This window comes from Nocardia anocheti, from assembly GCF_029675105.1.
Classification (GTDB): Bacteria; Actinomycetota; Actinomycetes; order Mycobacteriales; family Mycobacteriaceae; genus Nocardia.
Genome location: NZ_JAQQFV010000007.1, coordinates 423,809 through 444,480, shown reverse-complemented (window position 1 = coordinate 444,480; position 20,672 = coordinate 423,809). Strand labels below are relative to the sequence as shown.

The following is a 20,672-nucleotide window of genomic DNA, read 5'->3' as shown; positions in this document are numbered from 1 at the left end:
CCCCTCCCGTTCGCGGCCGCCGGTCCGACGGCCGCAAGCGATCCTAGCCAGCGGACGCGGCGCCGACGACCTCCTCGGTATTCGTGAAATCCCGTTTACCGGAATGGTTTTCCCCCGAAGGCACCCCCAACGCGCGTTCGAAACCGGCCGGGACGACGATGTCGTCACGGGTCAGGTCGGTGACCGAGGTCTTGCGCAGGCCCAGCAGGGCCGAGTCGATGCCGCCGCGCAGGATGTCGAGGACGTTCTCCACCCCGGCCTGACCGTTGGCGGCCAGACCCCACAGGTAGGCGCGACCGATCAGCACGGCGCGCGCACCCAGCGCCACGGCCTTGACCACGTCGCTGCCGCGGCGGATGCCGCCGTCGAGGAGCACCTCGATCTGGTCGCCCACCGCGTCGGCGAGCACCGGCAGCGCGCGGATGGCGGCGGGGGTGCCGTCGAGGTTGTTGCCGCCGTGGTTGGACACCGAGATGCCCGCCACGCCCGCGTCGACGGCGCGCAGCGCGTCGTCGACCCGCATGACGCCCTTGAGCAGCACCGGACCGTCCCACTGCGCGCAGATCCAGGCCACGTCGTCCCAGTCCGGGGCGGGGGTCTGCATCCACTCGCCGTAGGCGCCGAAGAAGCCGGGCGCCGCGCCGCCGCCGACGGCCATGTTCGGGGCGGTCAGGTCGGGGATGCTGCCCGAGCGCAGGTAGGTGGCCAGCCAGCGCGGGCGCGCGAGGGTCTGCGGCGCGAACTTCATCATGGCGCGCAGGTTCAGCGTCTCCGGGATCACCGGGCTGCCCCAGTCGCGCCCGTGCGAGAACGACCAGTCCAGGGTGAGGATCAAGCCGACCGCACCGGCCGCCTTCGCCCGACCCATCCGCTCCAGGATCTGGTCCTTGTCGCCACACCAGTACAGCTGGAAGAAGGTCGACGGATTGGCCGCGACGACCTCCTCGACCGGCTTGCTCGCGAACGAGCTGAGCCCCATGGCGATTCCGCGCGCGGCGGCGGCGCGGGCCACGGCCACCTCGCCGTCGGGGTGCACGGCCTGCACGCCGGTCGGCGAGATGAGCACTGGCATCGAGATCGACTGTCCGAGCACGGTGGTGGACTGATCGCGCTCGCCGATCGGGCCCGCGCAGTGCGGGGCGAAGCCGAGTTCGGTGAAGGCGGTCTGGTTGTCCTCGATGGTCTGGCCGCGTTCGGAGCCCGCGATCAGCGCGCCGTACACCGATTTCGGCAACCGCTTGCGGGCGCGGCGCTGCGCTTCGGCGACGGTCTCGAACCAGGGATTCATCGACGGGGTCCTTCCTCATGATCCTGCGGCCACCAGCGGCCCAGGTCGTCCAGTAGTGCGGTGGTGGCGAGCTTCAGCAGGGACTCGCCCTCCTCGGCTCCGGCACCGGTGGGATCGCCGAGGATCCCGTTGGGGCTCACGGCGCGGACACCGCCCGCGCGCAGCAGCGGCAGCAGGGTGGCCAGGTCGCGGGTGTCGCCCGGTTCGGCCAGCTCGGCGCGCACCCGCTCGGGGTGCAGCGCGAGCTGGAGGGAGGTCTCGGTGCGGCCCGCGTGCGGGTCACCGCGATAGCCCGGGGAATACAGCCGGATGTCGCGGGACTCGGCGCGCAGCAGCGTGACCGCGCGGCGCAGCGTCTCGACATTGCCACCGTGTCCGTTGACCAGGACGATGCGGGCGAAGGTGTCGGTGGCCGAGCGGCACAGTTCCACCACCAGCAGTTCCAGCGCCGCCTGCCCGATCGAGAGGGTGCCGGGGAAACCGGCGTGTTCCCCGCTGGCGCCGTAGGGCACGACCGGGGCGACGAGCACGTCGGCGCGCTCGGCGGCGACGCGGGCGCACAGCGCGGCGGCGATGTCGCTGTCGGTGGACAGCGGCAGATGCGGACCGTGTTGCTCGGTCGCGCCGAGCGGGATGAGCAGGATCACTCCCGTTGCGGCGCATGCACCCGCCTCGGGCCATGTGAGGTGGGCCACGAACATGACCGAAGATTAACGTCAGCCACTGACATAATCAAGGGGTCGGGAGTTCCTCCCTACGCTGTATCCATGTCCGCCCCGACGCCGCGCCCCCACCGCGGCCGCCCGCCGCGCACCACGCGCCGCGAACTCGAAGTCATCGCCCTGTGTCTGTTCGCCGAGCACGGCTTCGACGACGTCACCGTCGAACGCATCGCCGCCGAGGCCGGTGTCAGCGAACGCACCTTCTTCCGCTACTTCCCCAGCAAGGCCGAGGTGCTCTGGCACCAGTTCGACGGCGAGGTCCAGGACCTGCGCGAAGCCTTCGCGGGCGTCCCCGACGACGAGCCGATGATGGCGGCGGTGCGCCGGATCGTGGTGGCCGCCAACCACTACCGCGCCGAGGACATTCCCGAGCTGCGCACCCGGATGCGGCTGGTCTCGGCGGTGCCCGCGCTCTCGGCGGGCGCGGGCGCGCACTACGACGCCTGGGAACGCGCGGTCGGCGAGTTCGCCGCCCGGCGCCTGGGGACCACCGCGAACGATCTGGTGCCGCTGGCGGTCGGGCGCACCACCCTGGCCGCGGCCCGCGCCGCCTACGACGCCTGGATCGAACGGGGTGACGCGGACCTCACCGTGTACCTGGATCGGGCGCTGGGGGCGCTGGAACGGGGGTTTGCTCCCGATGTGCTCGACGGTGCGACGCAACCCACACGTTTGGGCAGCGGCACCGATGGGGTATGAGTAGGCTCGAATCGATGCGCGCCGTGCGCACGAAGAATGTCCGTCGAAAGGGGCAGGAGTTTCCATGTCCGAGGTGTCCACGAGTCTTTCGGCGGATTCGCTGCCCGCACGCCCTGTCGACAACCTGCTCCCCCAGCTGGTCGAACACCTCCGACAGAACCGCACCGCGCTGCGCGAGGAATGGGCCCGGCGCATCACCGAGGCCCAGTTGCTCACCGCCATGACCCCGGAGGAGATCTTCTCCGAGGCCACCTCGATCTTCGATAACTACGTCGAGGTGCTCGAGACCGGTAGCGTCGAGGCCCTGCAGGCCTACGCCCGCGACCTGTCCGAGCGCATCATCCCGCGAGGCGTCGAGACCGACGAGGTGCTCGGCATCGTGCTGCTGCTGCGCGACGTGCTGGCCCGCTCACTGTTCTCCAAATACCAGTCCAACTTCGAGATGCTCAACCAGGTGCTCGACGCCTACGAGCCCGCCGCCAACCGCATCGCCAACACCGTGGGTGTCTCCTTCGTACAGGAGCGCGAGCGCGTGATCAGCCGCCAGCAGGAGGCCATCCGCGAGCTGTCCACCCCGGTGCTGCAGGTGCGCGAGCAGCTGCTCATCCTGCCGATCATCGGTGTGCTGGACTCCCAGCGCGCCCGTCAGCTCACCGAGCAGCTGCTGCGCGCCATCCGCGCCAATCGCGCCAAGGTGGTCGTCATCGACATCACCGGTGTGCCCGCGATCGACTCCGTGGTGGCCAACCACCTCGTGCAGACCGTCGACGCGTCCGGCCTCATGGGCGCCAATGTCATCATCACCGGCCTGTCCTCGGAAATCGCGCTCACCCTGGTGACCATCGGCCTGGACCTGTCGAAGATGAACGCCGTCGGTGACCTGCAGGGTGGCATCGAGGAGGCGGAGCGGCTGCTCGGCTACGAGGTCTCACGCGTGACCGAACGCCTCGGCGAGCGCGACGGGCGCTGATACCTCCACCATGCCGGTTCCCATCCTCAAACAGGGCACGTACCTGATCGCCTCGGTGCAGTCGGCGCTGACCGACTCCGATACCGAGCGGCTCCAGGACGACCTGATGAAGCAGGTCAGTCGCTATCGCGCGACCGGCATCATCGTCGATGTCACCGCGATCGACGTGATGGACTCCTTCGCCGCGCGCTCGCTGCGCACCATCGCGCACATGACCCAGCTGCGCGGCGCGGAGACGGTCATCGTCGGGCTCCAGCCCGAGGTCGCCTTCGCCATGGTCCAGCTGGGCCTCACCTTCGAGGACATGCACACCGCACTGGACCTCGAGGAGGGCCTGGCCTGGCTGAACCGGCACCCCCGCAGCCGACGAGACGGTCGTGACAGTGGCCGCTGAGCAGGTTGCGATCGCGGTCAAGGTGTCCGAGGACATCGTGACAGCACGCCAGGCCGGACACGAGCTGGCGGCCCGACTCGGCTTCACCCTCACCGATCGCACCATGATCTCCACCGCGATCTCGGAGATCGCGCGCAATATCACCAGCTACGCGGGCAGCGGCGAGATCCGGCTGCTCGTCGATCAGCGTGACGGTCGTCGTTCGCTCATCGTCCAGGCCGAGGACCAGGGTCCCGGTATCCGCGACATTCCCCGCGCGCTGGAGGACGGTTATTCCACCGGCCGTGGCCTCGGCCTCGGTCTGCCCGGCGCACGCCGTTTGATGGACGGGCTGATCATCGATTCCGCCCCGGGTCGCGGAACGTTGATCGAGATGTGGAAGTGGGTACCCGACGGTGCATGAAGACGGGATCATCGGCCGCACGGAATGGTCGACGGCCGGTCGGGCACTGCCCGGTCAGGACGTCTCCGGGGACCGGGCGCTCGTCCTGGACACCGGTGACGGCGGGGTGCTCTTCGGCGTCCTGGACGGTCTCGGCCACGGGGGCGCGGCCGCCGACGCCGCCGAGCGGGCCGCGGTCATCCTCTCCGACAATCGCGGCGAACCGCTGGACGTGCTGATGGTGCTGTGCCATCGCGCGATGGTCGAGACCCGCGGGGCCGCGGTGTCGCTGGCGCTGATCGGGCCGGGCGAGACCCTGCAGTGGCTCGGGGTCGGCAATGTCGAATCGCGGCTGCTCACCCTGGGTCCGGCCGGGCCGGAACTGCGCGCGACCATGCTGCTCACCGGCGGCATCGTCGGCTACCGACTGCCCTCGCACCTGCAACCGCAGACCCTGCCGATCCGCCCCGGCGACCTGTTGCTGATGGCCACCGACGGGATCGTGGCCGTCGGCCCCGAGTCGATCGATCTGGCCCGCCCGGCCTCGGCCATCGCGCACGACCTGCTCGCGCGCGATGCCAAGGACACCGACGACGCACTGGTGCTCGCGGCCCGATTCCGCGGCGCCTGCCCATGAGAGGTTGCCGATGAGCGCCGTCCTGGCCGCATTTCTCGACGACTATTCGGCAGCGTTGGGCCGCCATGTCGCCGCGCCCGGCCAGGAGGGGCTGTCCGAGGGCTACGACCTGGGCAGGCGAGCCCTGGTCGAGGGCATCAGTCTGCTCGACCTGACCGAGCACCACTTCCGCGCGGTCGCCGAATTCCCGCAGGCGCAGGCGGATCCGCGTATCGCCGAGGTGGCGCTGGAGTTCCTGCTGCAGACCATGGCGGCCCTCGACATCGCCACCCGCGGTTACCTGGACGGGACCCGCCGCTACGAGCAGCAGCGTTCCCGCGCCGAGGATCTGGCCGGGCGCGACGCGTTCCGCACCGCCCTGGTGGAATCGCTGCAGGACGGCTTCTTCGTCGCCGACGCGCACGGCACCATCGAGGAGGTGAACTCGGCCTTCGGCGTGCTCACCGGTTACGGCGCCGACGAGGTGCCGTTCACCCTGCCGCATCCGTGGGCGCTGCCCGATCGGGCCGGATACCCCCAGATCGGTACGGAGGCTTCCCGTTTCGTGATGCCGGTGCGTCACCGCGACGGCCGCGAACGTTGGCTCGCGGTGAGCGCGAGTTCGCTGGTGCGTCAGGAGAACGACGAGCGCATCTTCGTCGGTACGGTGCGCGATGTGACCGCCGAACACGACGCGCAGGCCCGCGATCAGGCCGCCTCGCGCCTGGCGACCGCCGTCGGGGCGGCCACCAGCATGGTGGAGGTGCTCGCCGTCGGCCTCGACGAGTTGCGCCGGACCATGGGCGCGCAGACCGCGCTGGTCGCGGTGTGGCCGAGCCGGACCGGGCGGCCCGATGTGTATTCCTGCGGTGCCCCGCCCGCCGGTGCCGGACCCGAGCTGACCGCCGCGTCGGCGGCCTCGACCGCGACGCCGGTGCGCGAGGGCGTGGGTCCGGAAGTGCCGCTCGACGACGAGGTGCGCGGCCTGCTCGACCGCGCGCGCAGGCAGACCGGACGCGGGCTGTCGGCCGTGACCAGCGAGGACGAGGGCGTCGAGGCGGTCGTCGCCCCGCTCGGCGAGACCGGCGACGCCGCCCTGTGGGTGCGCTTCGGCTCCGCGCGCGCGGTGAGCGCGGCGGACTGGGCGCTGTACTCGCTGCTGGTCGGCCATCTCAGCGTGGCCCTGCAGCGGGCCCGCAACTTCGATCAGGCGCGCGCGACCTCGCTCACGCTGCAACGCGCCATGCTCGGACCGATCGAACTGCCCCCGCGGTTCTCGGTGCACTACGAACCCGCGCTGCCGCCGCTCGAGATCGGCGGCGACTGGTACGACGTGGTGCCGTTGCGCGACGGCACGATCGGCGTGGTGGTCGGCGACTGTGTCGGCCGTGGCCTCTCGGCGGCGGTGGTGATGGGTCAGCTGCGCACCGCCGCGCGGGCGCTGCTGCTGCGCGGGGCCGGACCGGCCCAGCTGCTGGCCGAACTCGACGCCGTCGCCGCGCGGATTCCGGGCGCGATGTGTACCACCGTGTGCGCGGCCGTGCTCGATCCCACGCGCGGGATGGTGCGGTACTCCAACGCCGGGCACATGCCGCCGGTGCTGGCGCCGCCCGGCGGGCCCGGCCGGGTCCTCGAAGGCGGACGCGCCGTGCCGCTGGCCACCTTCGACACCCCGCGCAGACCGGAGGCGACCACCGCGCTGCCGCCGGGTGCCACCCTGGTGCTGTTCACCGACGGTCTGGTCGAGCAGCGCGGCTACGACATCGAAGAGGGCTTCGTCAAGATCGCCGACGTGCTCAGCGAGACCGGCGCGGCCCTGCCCCGCGATGTCGCCGACGCGGTGCTCTCGCGGCTGGCCCCGGCGGCGGGCTACGACGACGACGTCGCCATGGTCGTCTACCGCCAGCCGCCCGAACCCCTGCACGTCGACATCCCCGCCGCCGCCGCGGAACTCACCGGCCTGCGCCGCGGCCTCTACCGCTGGTTCGCCACCGCCGCGGTGCCGCACGACCTGGCCGCCGACCTGGTCGCCGCCGCCAACGAGGCGTGCAGCAACAGCGTCGAACACGCCTACCGCGACAGCGAACCCGGCCGGGTCACCCTCACCGCCACCTGCGAGGGCGATCGCGTCGTGCTCGAGGTCACCGACTACGGGCGCTGGATCCCCACCCCCACCGATCCGGGTTTCCGTGGTCGCGGCGTGGAGATGATGCGGGTGCTCACCGAGGACCTGGAGTTCACCCAGGACGACAGCGGCACCCGCGTGCGCATGTGGGTGACGCTGCCCTCGATCACCTTCCCCACCGCCAATCCCCTGCGCGGCACCCGCCGCGACCAACTGGACCAGCTACCGGCGCGCTGACCTCACGGAGTCATCCGGTAGGTCCCCGCCACCGCGCGCGCCGCGGCCAGCACCCGCTCGACCCTGGCCGCGTCGGCGACCGGGCGACGGACCAGGTCGATCGCGCGGACCTGCTGGGCGCGGGTGGCGTTCGGCTTGCTGTGCAGGGTGAGCGCGTGACGGGAGAACTCGCGGACGAACCCGTCGAAGAGCTGATCGAGCACGTCGACATCGGTGCCCTCGATGGCGGCCTGCTCCAGGATGAGCTGGGCGTAGGGCACCGCGGTGAACAGCTCTCCGAGGGCGAACAGGAAGTCCACGTCGCGCTGCTGGTCGGCGGTCGGTGTCGCGGCGGCCAGCAGCGCCTGCAGGGCGAGCACCTGCTCGAGGAAGACCGCCACGTTCGGCACGTGCGCGAACCGCTCGAACACCGGGCGCCAGTCGGCGAAGCGGATCCGGCCCAGCCCACTGCTGGGGCCCTGCCGGAACAGGAACTCGTCGTCGGCGGCGTCGCGGCGGGTGCCGATCGTCGGGTAGTCGGCGCCGCCGAGTTCGGCGCGCAGCTTGGGCACCACCTTGCCGACCCGCGGGGTGAGACGTCGGCTCGACCAGCTCAGCGCCCCGGCCACCGTGCGGACGGTCCCGCTCGAGACCGTGCCAGCCCCGGGCAGCAGCGCGAGCGCGGCCAGTCCGGCGTCGGCGGGGTGGAACATGTAGTTGGCCATGAACTTCAGCGACAGCGCCATGTTCACGTGCACCGTGCCCTCGAGGCGCGGCAGGCCGAACAGCCCGAGCATCGCCATCGGGAAGTACATGTCGTTCTCGAAGCCGCGCGCGGCGATCACGTCGGCCAGATCCTCGATGACGCGCTGGCCCTGCCGGGTGACGGTCATCTTCTCGATGGCGTTGAACAGCAGGTAGCGCCGATCCTGCGGGGAGGCCGAGCGCAGGTAGTCGATGGCCCGCTCGCTGTAGAGCCGCATTCCGGCCAGCCGCGCGTAGGACTCGGTGACCAGCGTGCGGACCTGCGGGAACTCGGTGACCCGATGCCCGAACAGCACCCGGTTCTCGGCGTGGTCGATCGCCTCGTGGAAGGCGTGCTCGCAGGCGCCGATCGCGCCGAAGCCCAGATTGAACTTGCCGACATTGACCGTGTTCATCGCGGCGTGGAAGGCCGCGGCGCCCCGGTGCAGGATGTCGTCCTCGGCGACCGGGTAGTCCTCGAGATCGAAGGCGGCCACATACATCTGGCTGTCGACCACATTGCGGCGCAGCCGGTAGTTCTCGTGCTGGGAATCGGCGACGAAGAACAGATACCCCTCGTAATCGTCGTCGGTCGGCGCCGAGCGCAACGCCTGGGCGCTGTCGATGATCGGCTTGTCGGCGCGACGGCCGAAGACCGAGACCATCCGGGCCAGATTGCCGTTGCCGATGTAGTGCTTGCCGCCGTGGGCGCGGAACCCACCGGCCGGGTCGGGGTCGAGCACCATGTCGGTGGAGTACACGTCGGCGCCGTGCTCCTTCTCCGACAGGCCGAAAGCGAAGATCTCCCCCGAGTCCAGTCCGGCGGCGGCCCGACGGCGCGCGGCCGCGTTGTCGCTCTGCCAGATCGGGCCGAGGCCCAGGATGGTGACCTGCCAGACGTACCAGTAGGACATGCCGTAGAAGCCGAGGATCTTGCTCATCATCGCGATGCGCGCGGTGTCCCAGCGCTTGTTCGGATCGCCCGCGGCCTCGGCGGCCGGGGTGAGGAAGGTGGCGAAGACGCGTTCGCGCTTGACGAAGTCGAGGAATTCCGAGTACCAGACACGGTCGCGGTCGTCGCGCTTGAGCGCGGCCTTGCCGCGGGTCTCGAACCAGTCGACAGTCGCGCGCAACAGGCGGCGGGTCTCGGCGTCGAACTCGGCGAAGTCGCAGGTCTTCGGATTGAACAGCCCTTGGGTCATCGGTGACTCCTGATCGCGGGATTCCGGGGCCGCGCGGCCACCGGAGCAATTCCTACGTCACCGTATCATTATCCTACAGTTGTGTAGGAACCGTTCCGGTGACGGCGCCGGGCACTTGCTAGAGTTGGACCCGATGACCACCGACCCGACCGTGCAGCCGCGCCGCCGCGCCGCCCATCTCGGGCCGGAACGCCGACGGCCCCAGGTGCTCGACGCCGCCCTCGCCATCGCCGTCGAACAGGGCATCGGCGCGGTGACCATGGCCGCGGTGGCGGATCGGATGAAGGTCACCCGCCCGGTCGTCTACTCCTGCTTCGCCGATCGCGTGGAACTGCTGCACGAGCTCATCGCCCGCGAGGAACGCCGGATCATCGACGGGGTCCTGGAAGCCACGCCACGCCGCGCGGTGGACGCGGGCGAAGGGGTGTTCGTCGACGGTTTCCAGGCGCTGCTGCGCGTGGTCGCCGCCAATCCCGACTCCTGGCGGCTGGCCTACGGCAATCCCGATCCCGATGTCGCCACCTCCTTCGGCCACGGCCGCGACCTGGTGCTCGCCCGCTGCACCGAGCTGCTGCGACCCACCCTGCACGCCTGGGGCACGACCGAGGCCGACACCAAACTGCCGGTGCTGGTGGAACTCTGGATCTCCGCGGGCGAGAGCGCGGTGCGCAGCCTGCTCGCCGACGAGAGCAGCTGGACTCCCGAGACGCTCGGCGCGTTCGTCGGCGCGGCGGTCTACCGCGCCCTGCGCGACGCCTGACCCGTCAGCGGGCGGCGGTCCCGGTCCCGATGACCAGGGGTTCCGGCACTGCCGGAGCCGAGACCGGCGCGGGGCGGGGTGTCGCGGCGGGCGCCAGCACCGCGCAGCGGCGGGCCAGGACGGTGCCGCAGGCGGCCACGGTGGTGGTGATCAGATCCTCGGCCAGCGGCAGGTCGTCCTCGCGGAAGGCGTAGACCGAGAAGCGCAGGGTGCGCGCGGCGCCGAGCGGGTCGGCCTGCACGATCGCCTCGGCCGGGCAGCTCGACAGCAGCATGATCGCGGTGGCGAAGTCGGCGCAGGCGTCACCGGAGGCCAGCTCCTCCCCGATCGCCAGCGCCGTGAAAACCGTACGCAGGCAGGGCGGTTCGAGCATCTGCTGGGTGTCCTGGATGCGCGACCAGCGGCACAGCGCCGGATGGTCGGCGATGTCGGGCCGGTCGCGCCAGCGGCGCAGTCCGCTTCCGAGCAGGCGGGCGGCGGTGGTCTCCCAGCGCGGGGTGTCATCGATCCGCGCGACGATACGCAGGCGACGGCACCGTGCGCCGTCGGGAGCCACCGGGTCGATCAGTGGTGCGGCGGGCAGCGCCGCGTGACGATGTGTTTGCATGCGGAGCTCCTAGCGCGGGGAGGAATCGACGGACTCGAGGTCGGTGGCACGGCGCCAGGCCAGCCGGAAGGCCCACATCGACGCGGCGATCGACCCGCAGACCACCAGGGCGATCACGGCGTACACCGACCACCCCGACCAGCCGAGGCCCGCGTAGCGCGCGATGAGCGCGGAGGCCGCGATCGGCCCGGCGGTGGCCAGGACCGGAATGAGCAGGATCAAGCCGAGCGTCACCAGAGTCGAGGGCGTCATCGAAGATTTCGCCGCGGAGTACTGCCGAGTCACTGTAGCCATTTCCGCCCTCTCCGTTACCCGAATGGGATCCAGCGAACTTATGGGGACTAAACGTACATCCCGAATCGGGGGGCCAGCGGAGTTCGTCACGAAACAGTGATAACCCGGAACGGCGGTTCTGCGTAACACTCCGCAGGCCCGCCGGTCCGGGCGGCATTTCCCCTTTGCGAAACATTTGCCGGATCCGAAAAGAGTTCAGATCTGATAACGATGTCCGGCGGGTTGTTTCCTCAGCGAGTGGTGGTGTCGTAGGCGTCGATGTCGAAGCGGCGCAGCATCCGGTGGAACCGGAAGCTGAAGTCCGGCCACAGGGTGGCGTTGTGCCCGTTCTCGTCGACGAACCAGCTGGTGCAGCCACCCTCCTTCCAGACCGTGCCGTCGAACTTGGCCTGCAGGTCGCGGTTGTAGGCCGCCTGGGCGTCGGCGCGGACCTCCACCGTGCGCAGTCCCCGCCGCTCGATGGTCGTCAGCGCGTCCACGATGTAGTTGATCTGCGATTCGATGGTGAAAATCGCTGACGTGTAACTCAATGCGGAATTCGGACCCATCATGACGAATACATTCGGGAAATTCGCCACCGCCGAACCTTTGTACGCGGTAATGGGTTCGGCGTCGAAGGTTTCCGACAATGTGCGCCCGTCGCGACCGGTGATCATGTCGTAGGTCGGCGAATCGGTGATCCGGAATCCGGTGGCCAGCACGATGGCGTCGACCTCGCGTTCGGTGCCGTCGGCGGTGACGATGGAATGCGCACGGATCTCGGCGATTCCGTCGGTGATCACGTCGACATTGTCGCGGGCGAGCGCCGGATAGTAGTCGTTGGAGATCAGCATGCGCTTGCAGCCGAGCCGGTATCCCGGGGTGACCTTGCCGCGCAGCACGGGATCGCTGATCTCCCACCGGATCTTGGCCCTGGCCGCCAGCTGCACGATCGCCGCCGCCCAGGCGAACTTCGCCTGCCACAGCACGAACGACTCGCGCAGCCAGTAGATGGCCGTGCGCACCGCGCGCTGCGCGCCGGGAATCCGGCGGTAGGCGAAGCGTTCCAGCGCGGTGTAGCGGTGCCCGACCCGGGGCAGCACCCACGGCGCCGACCGCTGGTAGACATCGAGCGTGCCGACCTCGGCGGCGATGGCCGGGACGATCTGGATGGCCGAGGCGCCGGTGCCGATCACCGCGACCCGCTTGCCCGCCAGCTCGGCCTCGTGGTCCCAGGCCGCGGAGTGGAAGATCGCGCCCTGGAACTCGTTGATGCCCTTGATGTCCGGCAGTTTGGGTGAGCTCAGCGGACCCGCCGCCGAGACGGCGAAGTCGGCGGTGAACTCTCCCTGGGTGGTGGTGACGTCCCAGCGGGCGGTCTGCTCGTTCCAGCGGGCGCTGGTCACCGCGCAGCCGAGCATGATCCGGTCGCGCACGCCGAAGCGGTCGGCGACCTCACACATGTACCGGTGGATCTCGGGCTGGTTGGAGAACGAGCGGGTCCAGTCCGGGTTGAGCGCGAAGGAATAGGAGTACAGCTGCGAAGGCACGTCGCAGCCCGCGCCGGGATAGGTGTTGTCGCGCCAGGTGCCACCGATCTCCTCGCCGCGCTCGGCGACGACGAAATCGGTGTGGCCCTGCCGCTGCAACTGGATCGCCAGACCCAGACCCGCGAAGCCCGCCCCCATGATGGCGACCCGGTAGTGCCGCTTGGTCGTGTCGGTCATCGCGTCCTCGCGGTGGTCTCGTAGGCGTCCACGTCGAAGCTCCGCAGCAGTCGCCGGTATCGGAAGCTGAAATCCGGCCACAGCGTGGCGTTCTGGCCGCGCGAGTCGAGAAACCAGCTGTCGCACCCGCCCGAGACCCATACGCTGCGGGCCATCTTGGTGTCGAGTTCGCGGTTGTAGGCGGCCTGCACGTCCTTGCGGACCTCCACCGAGCGCAGCTCGCGCGCCCGCATCGTCTCCACCGCGTCGAGCAGGTAGGCGATCTGGGATTCGATGATGTAGATCAGCGAGGTGTAGTTGAGCCCGGAGTTGGCGCCGAGCATGAGGAACAGATTCGGGAAGTTGGTGACCGTGGTGCCCTTGTAGGTCTGGTAGCCCTCGGCGTCGGCCACTTCCGACAGGGTGCGCCCGTCACGGCCGGTGTAGAGGTTGTAGGTGGGCGAATCGGTGACCTGGAAGCCGGTGGCCAGCACGATGGCGTCGACCTCGCGCTCGGTGCCGTCCTCGGTGACGATCGAGTGCGCGCGCACCTCGGCGATGCCGTCGGTGACGAGCTCGACATTGTCGCGCCCCAGCGCGGGCAGGTACTTGTTCGACACCAGCATGCGCTTGCAGCCGAGTCGGTGCTTCGGGGTCACCTTGCGCCGCAGGTCCCGATCGCGGACCTCGAGGAACATCTTCACCCTGGCCACGATCTCGAGCAGCACCGCCGCCTTCGGATACTTGGCCTGGAACAGCACGAACAGTTCCCGGTTGGCGTAGATCATCCCGCGCAGCAGCCGCTGCAGGCCCGGCACGTGCCGGAACGCCCAGCGTTCGGCGGCGAGATAGGGCCGGGTGGCGTGCGGCAGCACCCAGGTGGCGGTGCGCTGGTAGACGTCGAGGTGGGCGACCTCGGGGGCGATCGAGGGCACGATCTGCACCGAGGACGACCCGGTGCCGATCACCGCGACCCGCTTGCCGGTCAGCGTCGAGTCGTGGTTCCAGCGCGCGGAGTGGAAGATCTCGCCTTCGAACTCCGAGATGCCCTTGATGTCGGGCAGATTCGGCTCGCAGAGCACGCCCGCGGCCGAGACCACGATGTCGGCGGTGTAGGCGCCCCGGGTGGTGCTGACCTCCCAGTGACCCCCCTCGTCGTTCCAGCGGGCGTCGGTCATCTCGCAGTCGAACACGTGCTTGTCGCGCACGCCGTAGCGGTCGGCGACCGAGCGGATGTACTCGTGGATCTCGGCCTGCGGGGAGAACGACCGCGACCAGTGCGGGTTCAGCGCGAAGGAATACGAGTACAGGTGCGAGGGCACATCGCAGCCCGCCCCCGGGTAGGTGTTGTCGCGCCAGGTACCGCCGACATCGGCGCCGCGCTCGAGCACCACGAAGTCGGTGATGCCCTTCTGCGTGAGCCGGATGGCGGTGCCGACACCGGACAGACCGCTGCCGACGATCAGTATCCGGGTGTGCCGAACTGCCCCGACGGCGTCCGCCGGGGCTGTTTTCTCGCTCATGGATTACCTCATCGGGCTTCGTAGATGCGCTTGTGCCCGGAGATCGCGGCCAGCCGGTACGGGCGGGCGGTCTGGGCAGGCGTGGCGTGGTAGGAACCGTCGGTGGGGGCCACGGCCTCGTGCAGCGCGCGGTAGTCCTCGTATCCGATCGACTCGCGCGAGTCGATGGCCTCGGTGTTGGCGGCGGTGCGCAGGTGCTCGCGGTAGCCGGGAACGACCGTGCCGCTGAAGAATTCGGCGACCGCGCCCGAGCCGTAGCTCAGGAAGGCCAGCGGCTTGCCGGTCAGGTCGTCGGCGTGGTCGAGCAGCGCGGCCAGGCCCAGGTAGAGCGAGGCGGTGTAGCTGTTGCCGACGGTGCGGTTGTAGAGGGTGGTGAGCTTGATGGCCGCGTCGATGTCGGCGGCGTCGGCGGTGAAGCCCTGGCTCTCGAGCAGGTGCTTGTGCGCCTTGTAGGCCATCTTGGTGAAGGGCTGGTGGTAGCAGAACGCGGCGAACTCGGTGAGCTCGCGACCGCCCTGGCGGCGGTAGTCGGTCCAGGCTTCCTGGGCGGCCTTCTGGTAGGCGTTGACCGAGGTCTTGCCGTCGACGATGGCCTCGGAGCGGTAGTTCGGGCGCCAGAAGTCCATGATGTCGGCGCTGTAGAGACCCTGCTGCGGATCCAGCGTCACGAGGGCGGGATCGGCGCTGATCAGCATGGCCACCGCGGCGGCACCCTGGGTGGGCTCGCCGGGGGTGTCCAGCTCGTACTTGGCGATGTCGGCGGCGATCACCAGCACTCGCTGCGACGGATCGCGGGCGATCAGGCCCGCGGCGAACGCGATGCCCGCGGTGCCGCCGTAGCAGGCCTGCTTGAGCTCGACCACGCGGGCGGTGTTGGGCAGCCCGATCAGCGAATGCAGGTACAGGGCAGCGGCTTTGGACTGGTCGACACCGGTCTCGGTGGCCAGCAGCACGGTGCGGATGCCCTCGGTGCCGTGGCGCTCCAGGATCGGCTTGGCGGCGGCCGCGGCCAGGGTGACGATGTCCTCGTCGGCCGCGGCGACGCTCATCTTCTCCTGGCCGATGCCGAGGTAGAACTTGTCGCGGTCCACGCCGAGGCGCTCGGCGAGCACGGCGTGGTCGAGGTAGTAGTGGGTGGTGGCGAAGGAGAGGTCGTGGATGCCGACCGGCTGAATGCTCATGCTGGAGTTCCGTTGCTCGTGGTGGACCGCTCGAATTGGGTGTGGGCGCGCATCAGCTCGCCGCGATTGGTCTGGGCCGCCATCAGCGACAGCTCGCCGCACAGCACCGCCGCCGCGCCGATGACCGCCAGCCTGCGGGCGTTGGCCCCCGGCTCGCGATCGGCGCGGCAACCGAGGCGCTCGAGGTTCTCGTCGACGAAGGGGGCGTGCTTGCCGTTGCCGACCGTGCCGACGATGAGGTTGGGCAGGGTGCACGAGAAGTACAGGTCACCGTCGCGGTCCTCGGCATGGGTGATGCCCTGGGACCCCTCGACGATATTGGCCGCGTCCTGGCCGGTGGCCAGGTAGTAGGCCAGCAGCATGTTGGCGTAATGCGCGTTGGCGGAACGGATTCCGCCCGCCAGCAGGGTGCCGATCAGGTTCTTGCGGATATTGAGCTCGACGACCTTGCCCGCGGTGGTGTGCAGCCGCTGCTCGACGACCTCGCGCGGGATCAGCAGCTCGGTGATCACGTTCTTGCCGCGCCCGAGGATGCCGTTGACGGCGGTGGCCTTCTTGTCGGTACAGAAGTTGCCCGAGATCGAGCCGTAGCGCACACCCGGGTAGCTGGACAGGATGTGGTCCATCAGGTGGTCGCTGGCCAGGGTCGCCATGTTGTGGCCCGAGGCGTCGCCGGTGGTGAACTCGAAGCGCAGGAACAGCAGGTTGCCCGCGATCTGGTGGTGCAGGTCGATCAGCCGGGCGAAACGGCTGCTGCCCGAGACCACCTCCTGTAACTCCGGCAAGCGTGCCTGCAACTGCTGCACCGTGGTGTAGGCGGTGAGCGCGTCGTCGGCCTCGAGCAGGATCGAGCGGGTCATCCGCTCGTCGATCAGGGTGGCCACGATGCCCCGCTCGGCCAGCGTGGAGATCTTGGCGCCACGGCCGACCGAGGGCCACAGCGGCGTCTCGTAGGTCGCCAGCGGGACCTCCACGGCGTCGTCGACGACGTTGCCGGTAATGCGCAGCGGCCCCACCCATTGCAGCGGGACGGCTGCATACGACATGTCATTCATGGGTGACTCCTTCTCGATCCTTCGATTCACGCCACCAGGGGCTCCGGTGGGCAAGAGCGGCCGCGTCGATCCCGCGCAGTGCGCAGAACGCCGCCAGGTCGCCGGTGACCAGCAGGTCACATCCGGCCAGGTCGGCCGGGGTGTGCGCGCCGAGCACGGTCATGATGCCGCGCAGTTGGGTCAGCCAGGTGCTGATGGTCTCGATCAGCACCTCGGTGTCGTTGCTGACCAGGGTCTCCAGGAACACCCCGGCCACGCCGGTGGCGGTGGCGCCCAGCGCGAGGGCGCGCGCCACGTCCAGGGGGGAACGGATGCCGCCGGAGGCGGCGATGTCGATCCCGTCGAGTCCGGCACAGTCCAGCAGGCACGCCGGGGTGGACTGGCCCCAGTTCTCGATGAAGGCGAAGTCGGCCGCCGCGCGCCGGTCGTTCTCGATGCGGGCGAAATTGGTGCCGCCGCGTCCGCCGACATCGGCGACGGCCACGCCCGCCTCGCGCAGCCAGCTCACGGTCTGGCGGCTCAGGCCGAAGCCGACCTCCTTGACGACCACCGGCACCGCCACCGCGGCGACGATCTCCTCGATCCGCGCGGGCCAGGCGTCGAAGGCGCGGTCGCCCTCGGGCATGACCACTTCCTGCACGGCGTTGAGGTGGATCTGCACCGCGTCGGCCTCGAGCAGGTCGATCGCGCGCCGGACCTGCTCGACGGTGGCGTTGGCGTTGACATTGGCCAGCACGAACCCGTCCGGGTTCTCCTCGCGCAGCACCCGGTAGGTCGGCGCGATCGCGTCGTCGCGGAAGTAGGCGCTCATCGAGCCCGAGGCGATCGGGATGCCGGTCTCGCGGGCGGCGATGGCCAGCTGCCGGTTGATCTCGCCGGTGTGGGCGCTGCCGCCGGTCATCGCGTTGACGTAGAGCGGGGTGTCCCAGCGCTTTCCGGCGAACTCGACGCCGAGCGAGACGTCGCGGCTGTCGATCCCGGCCAGCGCGTGGTGCACGAAGGCCACCGAGTCGAAGTCGTTGCCGCCGGTGACGGCGCGGCGGTGGGCCACCGCGTGGCGCACGTGGTCGTCTTTGCGATCGCCGATCACTGGCTGTCTCCCTCGAATGGATGCGTGCGCAGCGGCAGCGGCCGGATGCCCGCGCCGATCCAGCGTTCGGTCAGCGCGGTGATCGCGGTGTCGCGGGTGCGGTCGATGAGCGCGATCCCGCAGTCACCACCGCCCGCGCCGGACGGCTTGGCCGCGGCGCCCACGGCGGCACCGGCCGCGCACAGGGCGTGCAGACGCTCGGTCATGATGCCAAGGCCGGTGCCCGCGTCCAGGTCGAGCAGCAGTTGGCGGGCGCAGTCGATCTCCGCGCAGATGGCCGCGGCGTCGGCGGACTCGATCGCGGTCACCAGCCGCTCGACGCAGTCGTCGCTGCGCAGCAGGAAGTGCGCGCGCTCGCTCGGGCGCTGCTGTCGGTCGCCGAGCCCGGCGACCAGCGCCGGGGTCGAGGCCGGGGTGCCGGTCCAGCCGACCTGCAGGGCCAGTTCGGTCGGCGTGCGCAGGGGGCGCACCGACAGGCCCGGCCAGGGCGAGCGCAGGGCGGCCTCGATGCCCTCGGCGGCGGCCAGTTCGGCGACGTGGGTGCGGTCGGGTGAGGCGTAGGCCAGCCAGCCGCCCCAGGTGCTCACGGCGATGTCGCCGCCGGACGCCTTCGGGTTGACCTCGAGGGTGGCGAGCATGGCCAGCCGGTAGCGGTCCATGGTGTTGAGGCCGAGGCCGTGGAAGCGGCCCAGCGCGTCGACGGTGGCCACGGTGACCGCGGCGCTGGAACCGAGGCCGAACTTGCGGCCGTCGGCGTCACCGAGTTCGGCGCGGACCTCGAGGTCGTAGGGGTTGGTCTCGACGCCGCGTTCGGCGCACAGACGGTCGAGGATCCGGGCGGCGGCGAAGACGTAGGCGAAGGCACGCGGGACGGTGCCGTCCTCGGTGTCGGGGGCCAATCCGTCACCGTGACGACGGCAGGTCAGGGTGATGCCACCGTCGAGATCGGAGCGCAGGGTCGTCGCGGCGGCAGGGATCACCGTGGCGGTGGCATAGCGGTCCACGGCGGTGAGGACCGCGCGGTGGCCCGGCTCGACCACCGCGTACTCCCCGGCGATGAACAGCTTGCCCGGCGCGCGACAACTGATCACCGGTCGCCACCCGCGCTGAGGGTGGCGCCGGGACCGATGTGCGCGATGCGGGTGGTGACGAAGTCACCGAGGAAATCCAGGGTGGCGGCCACGTGCGGGGCGTCGGCGCGACTGCACAGCACCTTGACGTTGGGGCCCGCGTCCATGGTGGCGTAGGCGGCGATGCCGTCGGCGCGCAGCGCCAGCACCGCGTCGAGCACGGTGAGCGAGTGCGGGGACAGGTAGCGGATGCCGGGGCGCGCGGCGAGCATGGTCGCGTGCATACCCAGGGCGTTGCGTTCGGCGATCTCGCCGATGGCGGGCAGATCGCGACGCTCGACGGCGGCGCGCATCTCGGCCAGGTCGACGCGCGAGGACTCCGCCCACGGCCGGTACAGCGGGGAGGTCGCGGTGGTACTGCGCATGGCGTCGCGGCTCGACACCGCCTTGGCGCCCGCCTCGACCACGGCCACCACCAGCGCGGGATCGAGATCGTCACCACCGATCGGCTCGGCGTAGGAGCTCAGGTCGCCCGCCTCGCCGTCACCCTCGCCCTCGTGCCAGACCACGAAGCCACCGAAGATCGAGCGCGAGGCCGAGCCGGACCCGCGCCGGGCCAGCCGCGACAGGGCGCGACCGTCCGCGTCGAGCCCGTAGGCGGCCGCGGCGGCGGTGGCCAGGGCGGCGAAGCCACTGGCCGAGGAGGCCAGACCCGCACCGGTGGGTCCGGCGTTGGCGGTGATCACCTCGGCGCGTTCGGTGCGGCCCGCCGTGGCCCGGACCAGGTCGAGGAACTTCTCGATGCGGGTGTGCGCGGTGCCGGTCGCGGCGGCGCCGTTGAACTCCACGGCGTCGGCCGGACCGTCGATCAGCCGCACGGAGGTGGTGGTCGGGAAGATGTCCAGCGTCATCGATAGGCTGCCGGTGACCGGCAGGAACAGCGCTTCGTCACGCTTGCCCCAGTACTTCACCAGGGCGATGTTGGGATAGGCGACGGCGGTGGCGGCGCCGTCGCTGGCGGGAGATGTCATGAGGGGATACCGCGTTCCTGGGTCGAGGCGGACAGGGACAGGGCGCCCGCGCGCAGCCCGGCGGTGTGGACCGTCCAGGTCTGCACGGCACCGGCGCGGCGCAGCGCGGTACTCACCGCGGGGGCGGCGGCGGTCTCGGTGAGCGCGAGCACACAGCCGCCCAGCCCGGCGCCGGTGAGCTTGGCGCCGTGCGCGCCCGCGGCCAGCGCGGCGGCGACGAGGGTATCGATGTGCGGGGTGCTCACCCCGAGTTCGCCCAGCAGGTCCTGGAATTCGAGCATGGTGGTGCCCAGGGTGCGGGTGTGCCCGGCGGACAGGGCGGTGGCTCCGGTGTCGATGAGTTCGGCGGCGCGGTCGAGCAGTCGTCGCGCGGCGGGCGGGTCGGCCGCCAGCCTGCGGCGCACGTCGGCGACCGCCTGCTGGGTGGACCCGGAGACGCCGGTGTCGGCGATCACCAGGGCCGCGTCCATCCCGACATCGATCGGCCGGGCGGTGCCCGCGTGGAATCGGATCGGCCCGCTCGCCAGCACCGCGCTGGCGTCGATGCCGCTGGCCCGGCCGTGGGCGACCTGTTCGCCGCACTGCACCAGGTCATAGAGCGCGTCCTGGTCCAGCTCGCGGCCGTACAGGTCGGCGACCGCGCGCACCGCGGCGCCCGCGCAGGCGGCGCTGGAACCGAGGCCGCGAGCCAGCGGGATGTCGCAGTACACCACGACTTCCACCGTCTCGGCCCCGATCCCCCAGCGCCGCAACGCCTCCTCGACCGCGACACGTGGTCCGGACGGGGTGGGGGTGGCGGCCGCGGCCGCCCCGGCGAGGAAGCCGAACGATCCCGACGCCGCGATCGCGGTCCCGGCCGAGGGCCGGGCCACCGCCCGCACGGGCAGTGCGGGCAGCGGGAGAGCGATCGCTGGCGTACCGTGCACGACGGTGTGTTCGCCGAGCAGGATCGCCTTGGCGACGGCCTGCCCGGTGCCCTGCGCCAGGGCGGTCGCTGGGGAGTTGTGTCTCACGTCGT

At 70.5% G+C, this 20,672-nt stretch carries 20 protein-coding genes; 7 read left to right on the top strand and 13 right to left on the bottom strand.

The window, feature by feature from the left end; all coding sequences use genetic code 11:
- Positions 1-43: 43 nt before the first annotated feature.
- Both mftD and mftE read right to left on the bottom strand, forming a co-directional pair.
- Positions 44-1,288 (bottom strand): pre-mycofactocin synthase MftD, encoded by a 1,245-nt coding sequence (mftD, locus tag QC180_RS21070; RefSeq protein ID WP_278264500.1) that lies wholly within the window; start codon positions 1,286-1,288, stop codon positions 44-46.
- Complete coding sequence (gene mftE / locus QC180_RS21065) at positions 1,285-1,989, bottom strand: mycofactocin biosynthesis peptidyl-dipeptidase MftE (RefSeq protein WP_278264499.1); 705 nt, start codon at positions 1,987-1,989, stop codon at positions 1,285-1,287. The genes mftD and mftE overlap by 4 nt, the downstream gene beginning before the upstream one ends.
- 66 nt (positions 1,990-2,055) lie before the next feature.
- Between mftE and mftR the strand changes: the two genes are divergently transcribed.
- The 6 genes from mftR (at position 2,056) to QC180_RS21035 (ending at position 7,433) form a co-directional block, all read left to right on the top strand.
- Positions 2,056-2,709 (top strand): mycofactocin system transcriptional regulator, encoded by a 654-nt coding sequence (gene mftR / locus QC180_RS21060; RefSeq protein WP_278264498.1) that lies wholly within the window; start codon positions 2,056-2,058, stop codon positions 2,707-2,709.
- 64 nt (positions 2,710-2,773) lie between these two features.
- A complete protein-coding gene (locus tag QC180_RS21055) occupies positions 2,774-3,679 on the top strand; it encodes an STAS domain-containing protein (protein WP_278264497.1) in 906 nt (301 codons plus the stop codon).
- Positions 3,680-3,689: 10 nt separating this feature from the next.
- The gene (locus QC180_RS21050) at positions 3,690-4,073 is read left to right on the top strand and encodes an STAS domain-containing protein (protein ID WP_278264496.1); all 384 of its coding nucleotides are present in this window, start codon (positions 3,690-3,692) and stop codon (positions 4,071-4,073) included.
- A complete protein-coding gene (locus tag QC180_RS21045) occupies positions 4,063-4,476 on the top strand; it encodes an ATP-binding protein (RefSeq protein WP_278264545.1) in 414 nt (137 codons plus the stop codon). The genes QC180_RS21050 and QC180_RS21045 overlap by 11 nt, the downstream gene beginning before the upstream one ends.
- The gene (locus QC180_RS21040) at positions 4,469-5,092 is read left to right on the top strand and encodes a SpoIIE family protein phosphatase (protein ID WP_278264495.1); all 624 of its coding nucleotides are present in this window, start codon (positions 4,469-4,471) and stop codon (positions 5,090-5,092) included. Before QC180_RS21045 ends, QC180_RS21040 begins: the two co-directional genes overlap by 8 nt.
- 10 nt (positions 5,093-5,102) lie before the next feature.
- Complete coding sequence (locus QC180_RS21035; RefSeq protein ID WP_278264494.1) at positions 5,103-7,433, top strand: SpoIIE family protein phosphatase; 2,331 nt, start codon at positions 5,103-5,105, stop codon at positions 7,431-7,433.
- Between the two features lie 2 nt (positions 7,434-7,435).
- Here QC180_RS21035 and QC180_RS21030 read toward each other — a convergent pair whose 3' ends face one another.
- Positions 7,436-9,358 (bottom strand): acyl-CoA dehydrogenase family protein, encoded by a 1,923-nt coding sequence (locus tag QC180_RS21030; RefSeq protein WP_278264493.1) that lies wholly within the window; start codon positions 9,356-9,358, stop codon positions 7,436-7,438.
- 133 nt (positions 9,359-9,491) lie between these two features.
- On the opposite strand from QC180_RS21030, the gene QC180_RS21025 reads away from it, so the two are divergent.
- Positions 9,492-10,118: a TetR/AcrR family transcriptional regulator gene (locus QC180_RS21025; protein WP_278264492.1), complete on the top strand. Its 627-nt coding sequence runs from the start codon at positions 9,492-9,494 to the stop codon at positions 10,116-10,118.
- A 4-nt stretch (positions 10,119-10,122) separates the two neighbouring features.
- On the opposite strand, the gene QC180_RS21020 is transcribed toward QC180_RS21025, so the two are convergent.
- From QC180_RS21020 to mvk, 10 genes are all read right to left on the bottom strand, one after another.
- Positions 10,123-10,725: a hypothetical protein gene (locus QC180_RS21020; RefSeq protein WP_278264491.1), complete on the bottom strand. Its 603-nt coding sequence runs from the start codon at positions 10,723-10,725 to the stop codon at positions 10,123-10,125.
- Positions 10,726-10,734: 9 nt separating this feature from the next.
- Entirely contained in the window at positions 10,735-11,019 is a 285-nt protein-coding gene (locus QC180_RS21015; protein WP_278264490.1) for a hypothetical protein, read from the bottom strand.
- A 230-nt stretch (positions 11,020-11,249) separates the two neighbouring features.
- Positions 11,250-12,725, bottom strand: a complete 1,476-nt coding sequence (locus tag QC180_RS21010) for a flavin-containing monooxygenase (RefSeq protein WP_278264489.1) — start codon at positions 12,723-12,725, stop codon at positions 11,250-11,252.
- A complete protein-coding gene (locus tag QC180_RS21005) occupies positions 12,722-14,227 on the bottom strand; it encodes a flavin-containing monooxygenase (RefSeq protein WP_278264488.1) in 1,506 nt (501 codons plus the stop codon). Before QC180_RS21005 ends, QC180_RS21010 begins: the two co-directional genes overlap by 4 nt.
- Before the next feature lie 8 nt (positions 14,228-14,235).
- Complete coding sequence (locus tag QC180_RS21000) at positions 14,236-15,408, bottom strand: hydroxymethylglutaryl-CoA synthase (RefSeq protein WP_278264487.1); 1,173 nt, start codon at positions 15,406-15,408, stop codon at positions 14,236-14,238.
- Positions 15,405-16,463 (bottom strand): hydroxymethylglutaryl-CoA reductase, encoded by a 1,059-nt coding sequence (locus QC180_RS20995; RefSeq protein WP_278264486.1) that lies wholly within the window; start codon positions 16,461-16,463, stop codon positions 15,405-15,407. Before QC180_RS20995 ends, QC180_RS21000 begins: the two co-directional genes overlap by 4 nt.
- The gene (fni, locus tag QC180_RS20990; protein ID WP_278264485.1) at positions 16,456-17,553 is read right to left on the bottom strand and encodes a type 2 isopentenyl-diphosphate Delta-isomerase; all 1,098 of its coding nucleotides are present in this window, start codon (positions 17,551-17,553) and stop codon (positions 16,456-16,458) included. The genes QC180_RS20995 and fni overlap by 8 nt, the downstream gene beginning before the upstream one ends.
- Positions 17,550-18,644: a phosphomevalonate kinase gene (locus tag QC180_RS20985; protein WP_278264484.1), complete on the bottom strand. Its 1,095-nt coding sequence runs from the start codon at positions 18,642-18,644 to the stop codon at positions 17,550-17,552. The genes fni and QC180_RS20985 overlap by 4 nt, the downstream gene beginning before the upstream one ends.
- Positions 18,641-19,654: a diphosphomevalonate decarboxylase gene (gene mvaD, locus QC180_RS20980; protein WP_278264483.1), complete on the bottom strand. Its 1,014-nt coding sequence runs from the start codon at positions 19,652-19,654 to the stop codon at positions 18,641-18,643. Before mvaD ends, QC180_RS20985 begins: the two co-directional genes overlap by 4 nt.
- Positions 19,651-20,667 (bottom strand): mevalonate kinase, encoded by a 1,017-nt coding sequence (gene mvk / locus QC180_RS20975; RefSeq protein ID WP_278264482.1) that lies wholly within the window; start codon positions 20,665-20,667, stop codon positions 19,651-19,653. Before mvk ends, mvaD begins: the two co-directional genes overlap by 4 nt.
- Positions 20,668-20,672: the final 5 nt, after the last annotated feature.

Bases quoted from the DNA above. Each gene is read 5' to 3' on its own strand.
- QC180_RS21000 (WP_278264487.1), bottom strand. From the start codon at position 15,408: ATGAGCATTCAGCCGGTCGGCATCCACGACCTCTCCTTCGCCACCACC.
- mftD (WP_278264500.1), bottom strand. From the start codon at position 1,288: ATGAATCCCTGGTTCGAGACCGTCGCCGAAGCGCAGCGCCGCGCCCGC.
- QC180_RS21020 (WP_278264491.1), bottom strand. From the start codon at position 10,725: ATGCAAACACATCGTCACGCGGCGCTGCCCGCCGCACCACTGATCGAC.
- QC180_RS21030 (WP_278264493.1), bottom strand. From the start codon at position 9,358: ATGACCCAAGGGCTGTTCAATCCGAAGACCTGCGACTTCGCCGAGTTC.
- mftR (WP_278264498.1), top strand. From the start codon at position 2,056: ATGTCCGCCCCGACGCCGCGCCCCCACCGCGGCCGCCCGCCGCGCACC.
- QC180_RS21010 (WP_278264489.1), bottom strand. From the start codon at position 12,725: ATGACCGACACGACCAAGCGGCACTACCGGGTCGCCATCATGGGGGCG.
- QC180_RS21035 (WP_278264494.1), top strand. From the start codon at position 5,103: ATGAGCGCCGTCCTGGCCGCATTTCTCGACGACTATTCGGCAGCGTTG.
- mftE (WP_278264499.1), bottom strand. From the start codon at position 1,989: ATGTTCGTGGCCCACCTCACATGGCCCGAGGCGGGTGCATGCGCCGCA.
- QC180_RS21015 (WP_278264490.1), bottom strand. From the start codon at position 11,019: ATGGCTACAGTGACTCGGCAGTACTCCGCGGCGAAATCTTCGATGACG.
- QC180_RS21005 (WP_278264488.1), bottom strand. From the start codon at position 14,227: ATGAGCGAGAAAACAGCCCCGGCGGACGCCGTCGGGGCAGTTCGGCAC.
- QC180_RS21050 (WP_278264496.1), top strand. From the start codon at position 3,690: ATGCCGGTTCCCATCCTCAAACAGGGCACGTACCTGATCGCCTCGGTG.
- mvaD (WP_278264483.1), bottom strand. From the start codon at position 19,654: ATGACATCTCCCGCCAGCGACGGCGCCGCCACCGCCGTCGCCTATCCC.
- QC180_RS20995 (WP_278264486.1), bottom strand. From the start codon at position 16,463: ATGAATGACATGTCGTATGCAGCCGTCCCGCTGCAATGGGTGGGGCCG.
- QC180_RS21055 (WP_278264497.1), top strand. From the start codon at position 2,774: ATGTCCGAGGTGTCCACGAGTCTTTCGGCGGATTCGCTGCCCGCACGC.
- QC180_RS21025 (WP_278264492.1), top strand. From the start codon at position 9,492: ATGACCACCGACCCGACCGTGCAGCCGCGCCGCCGCGCCGCCCATCTC.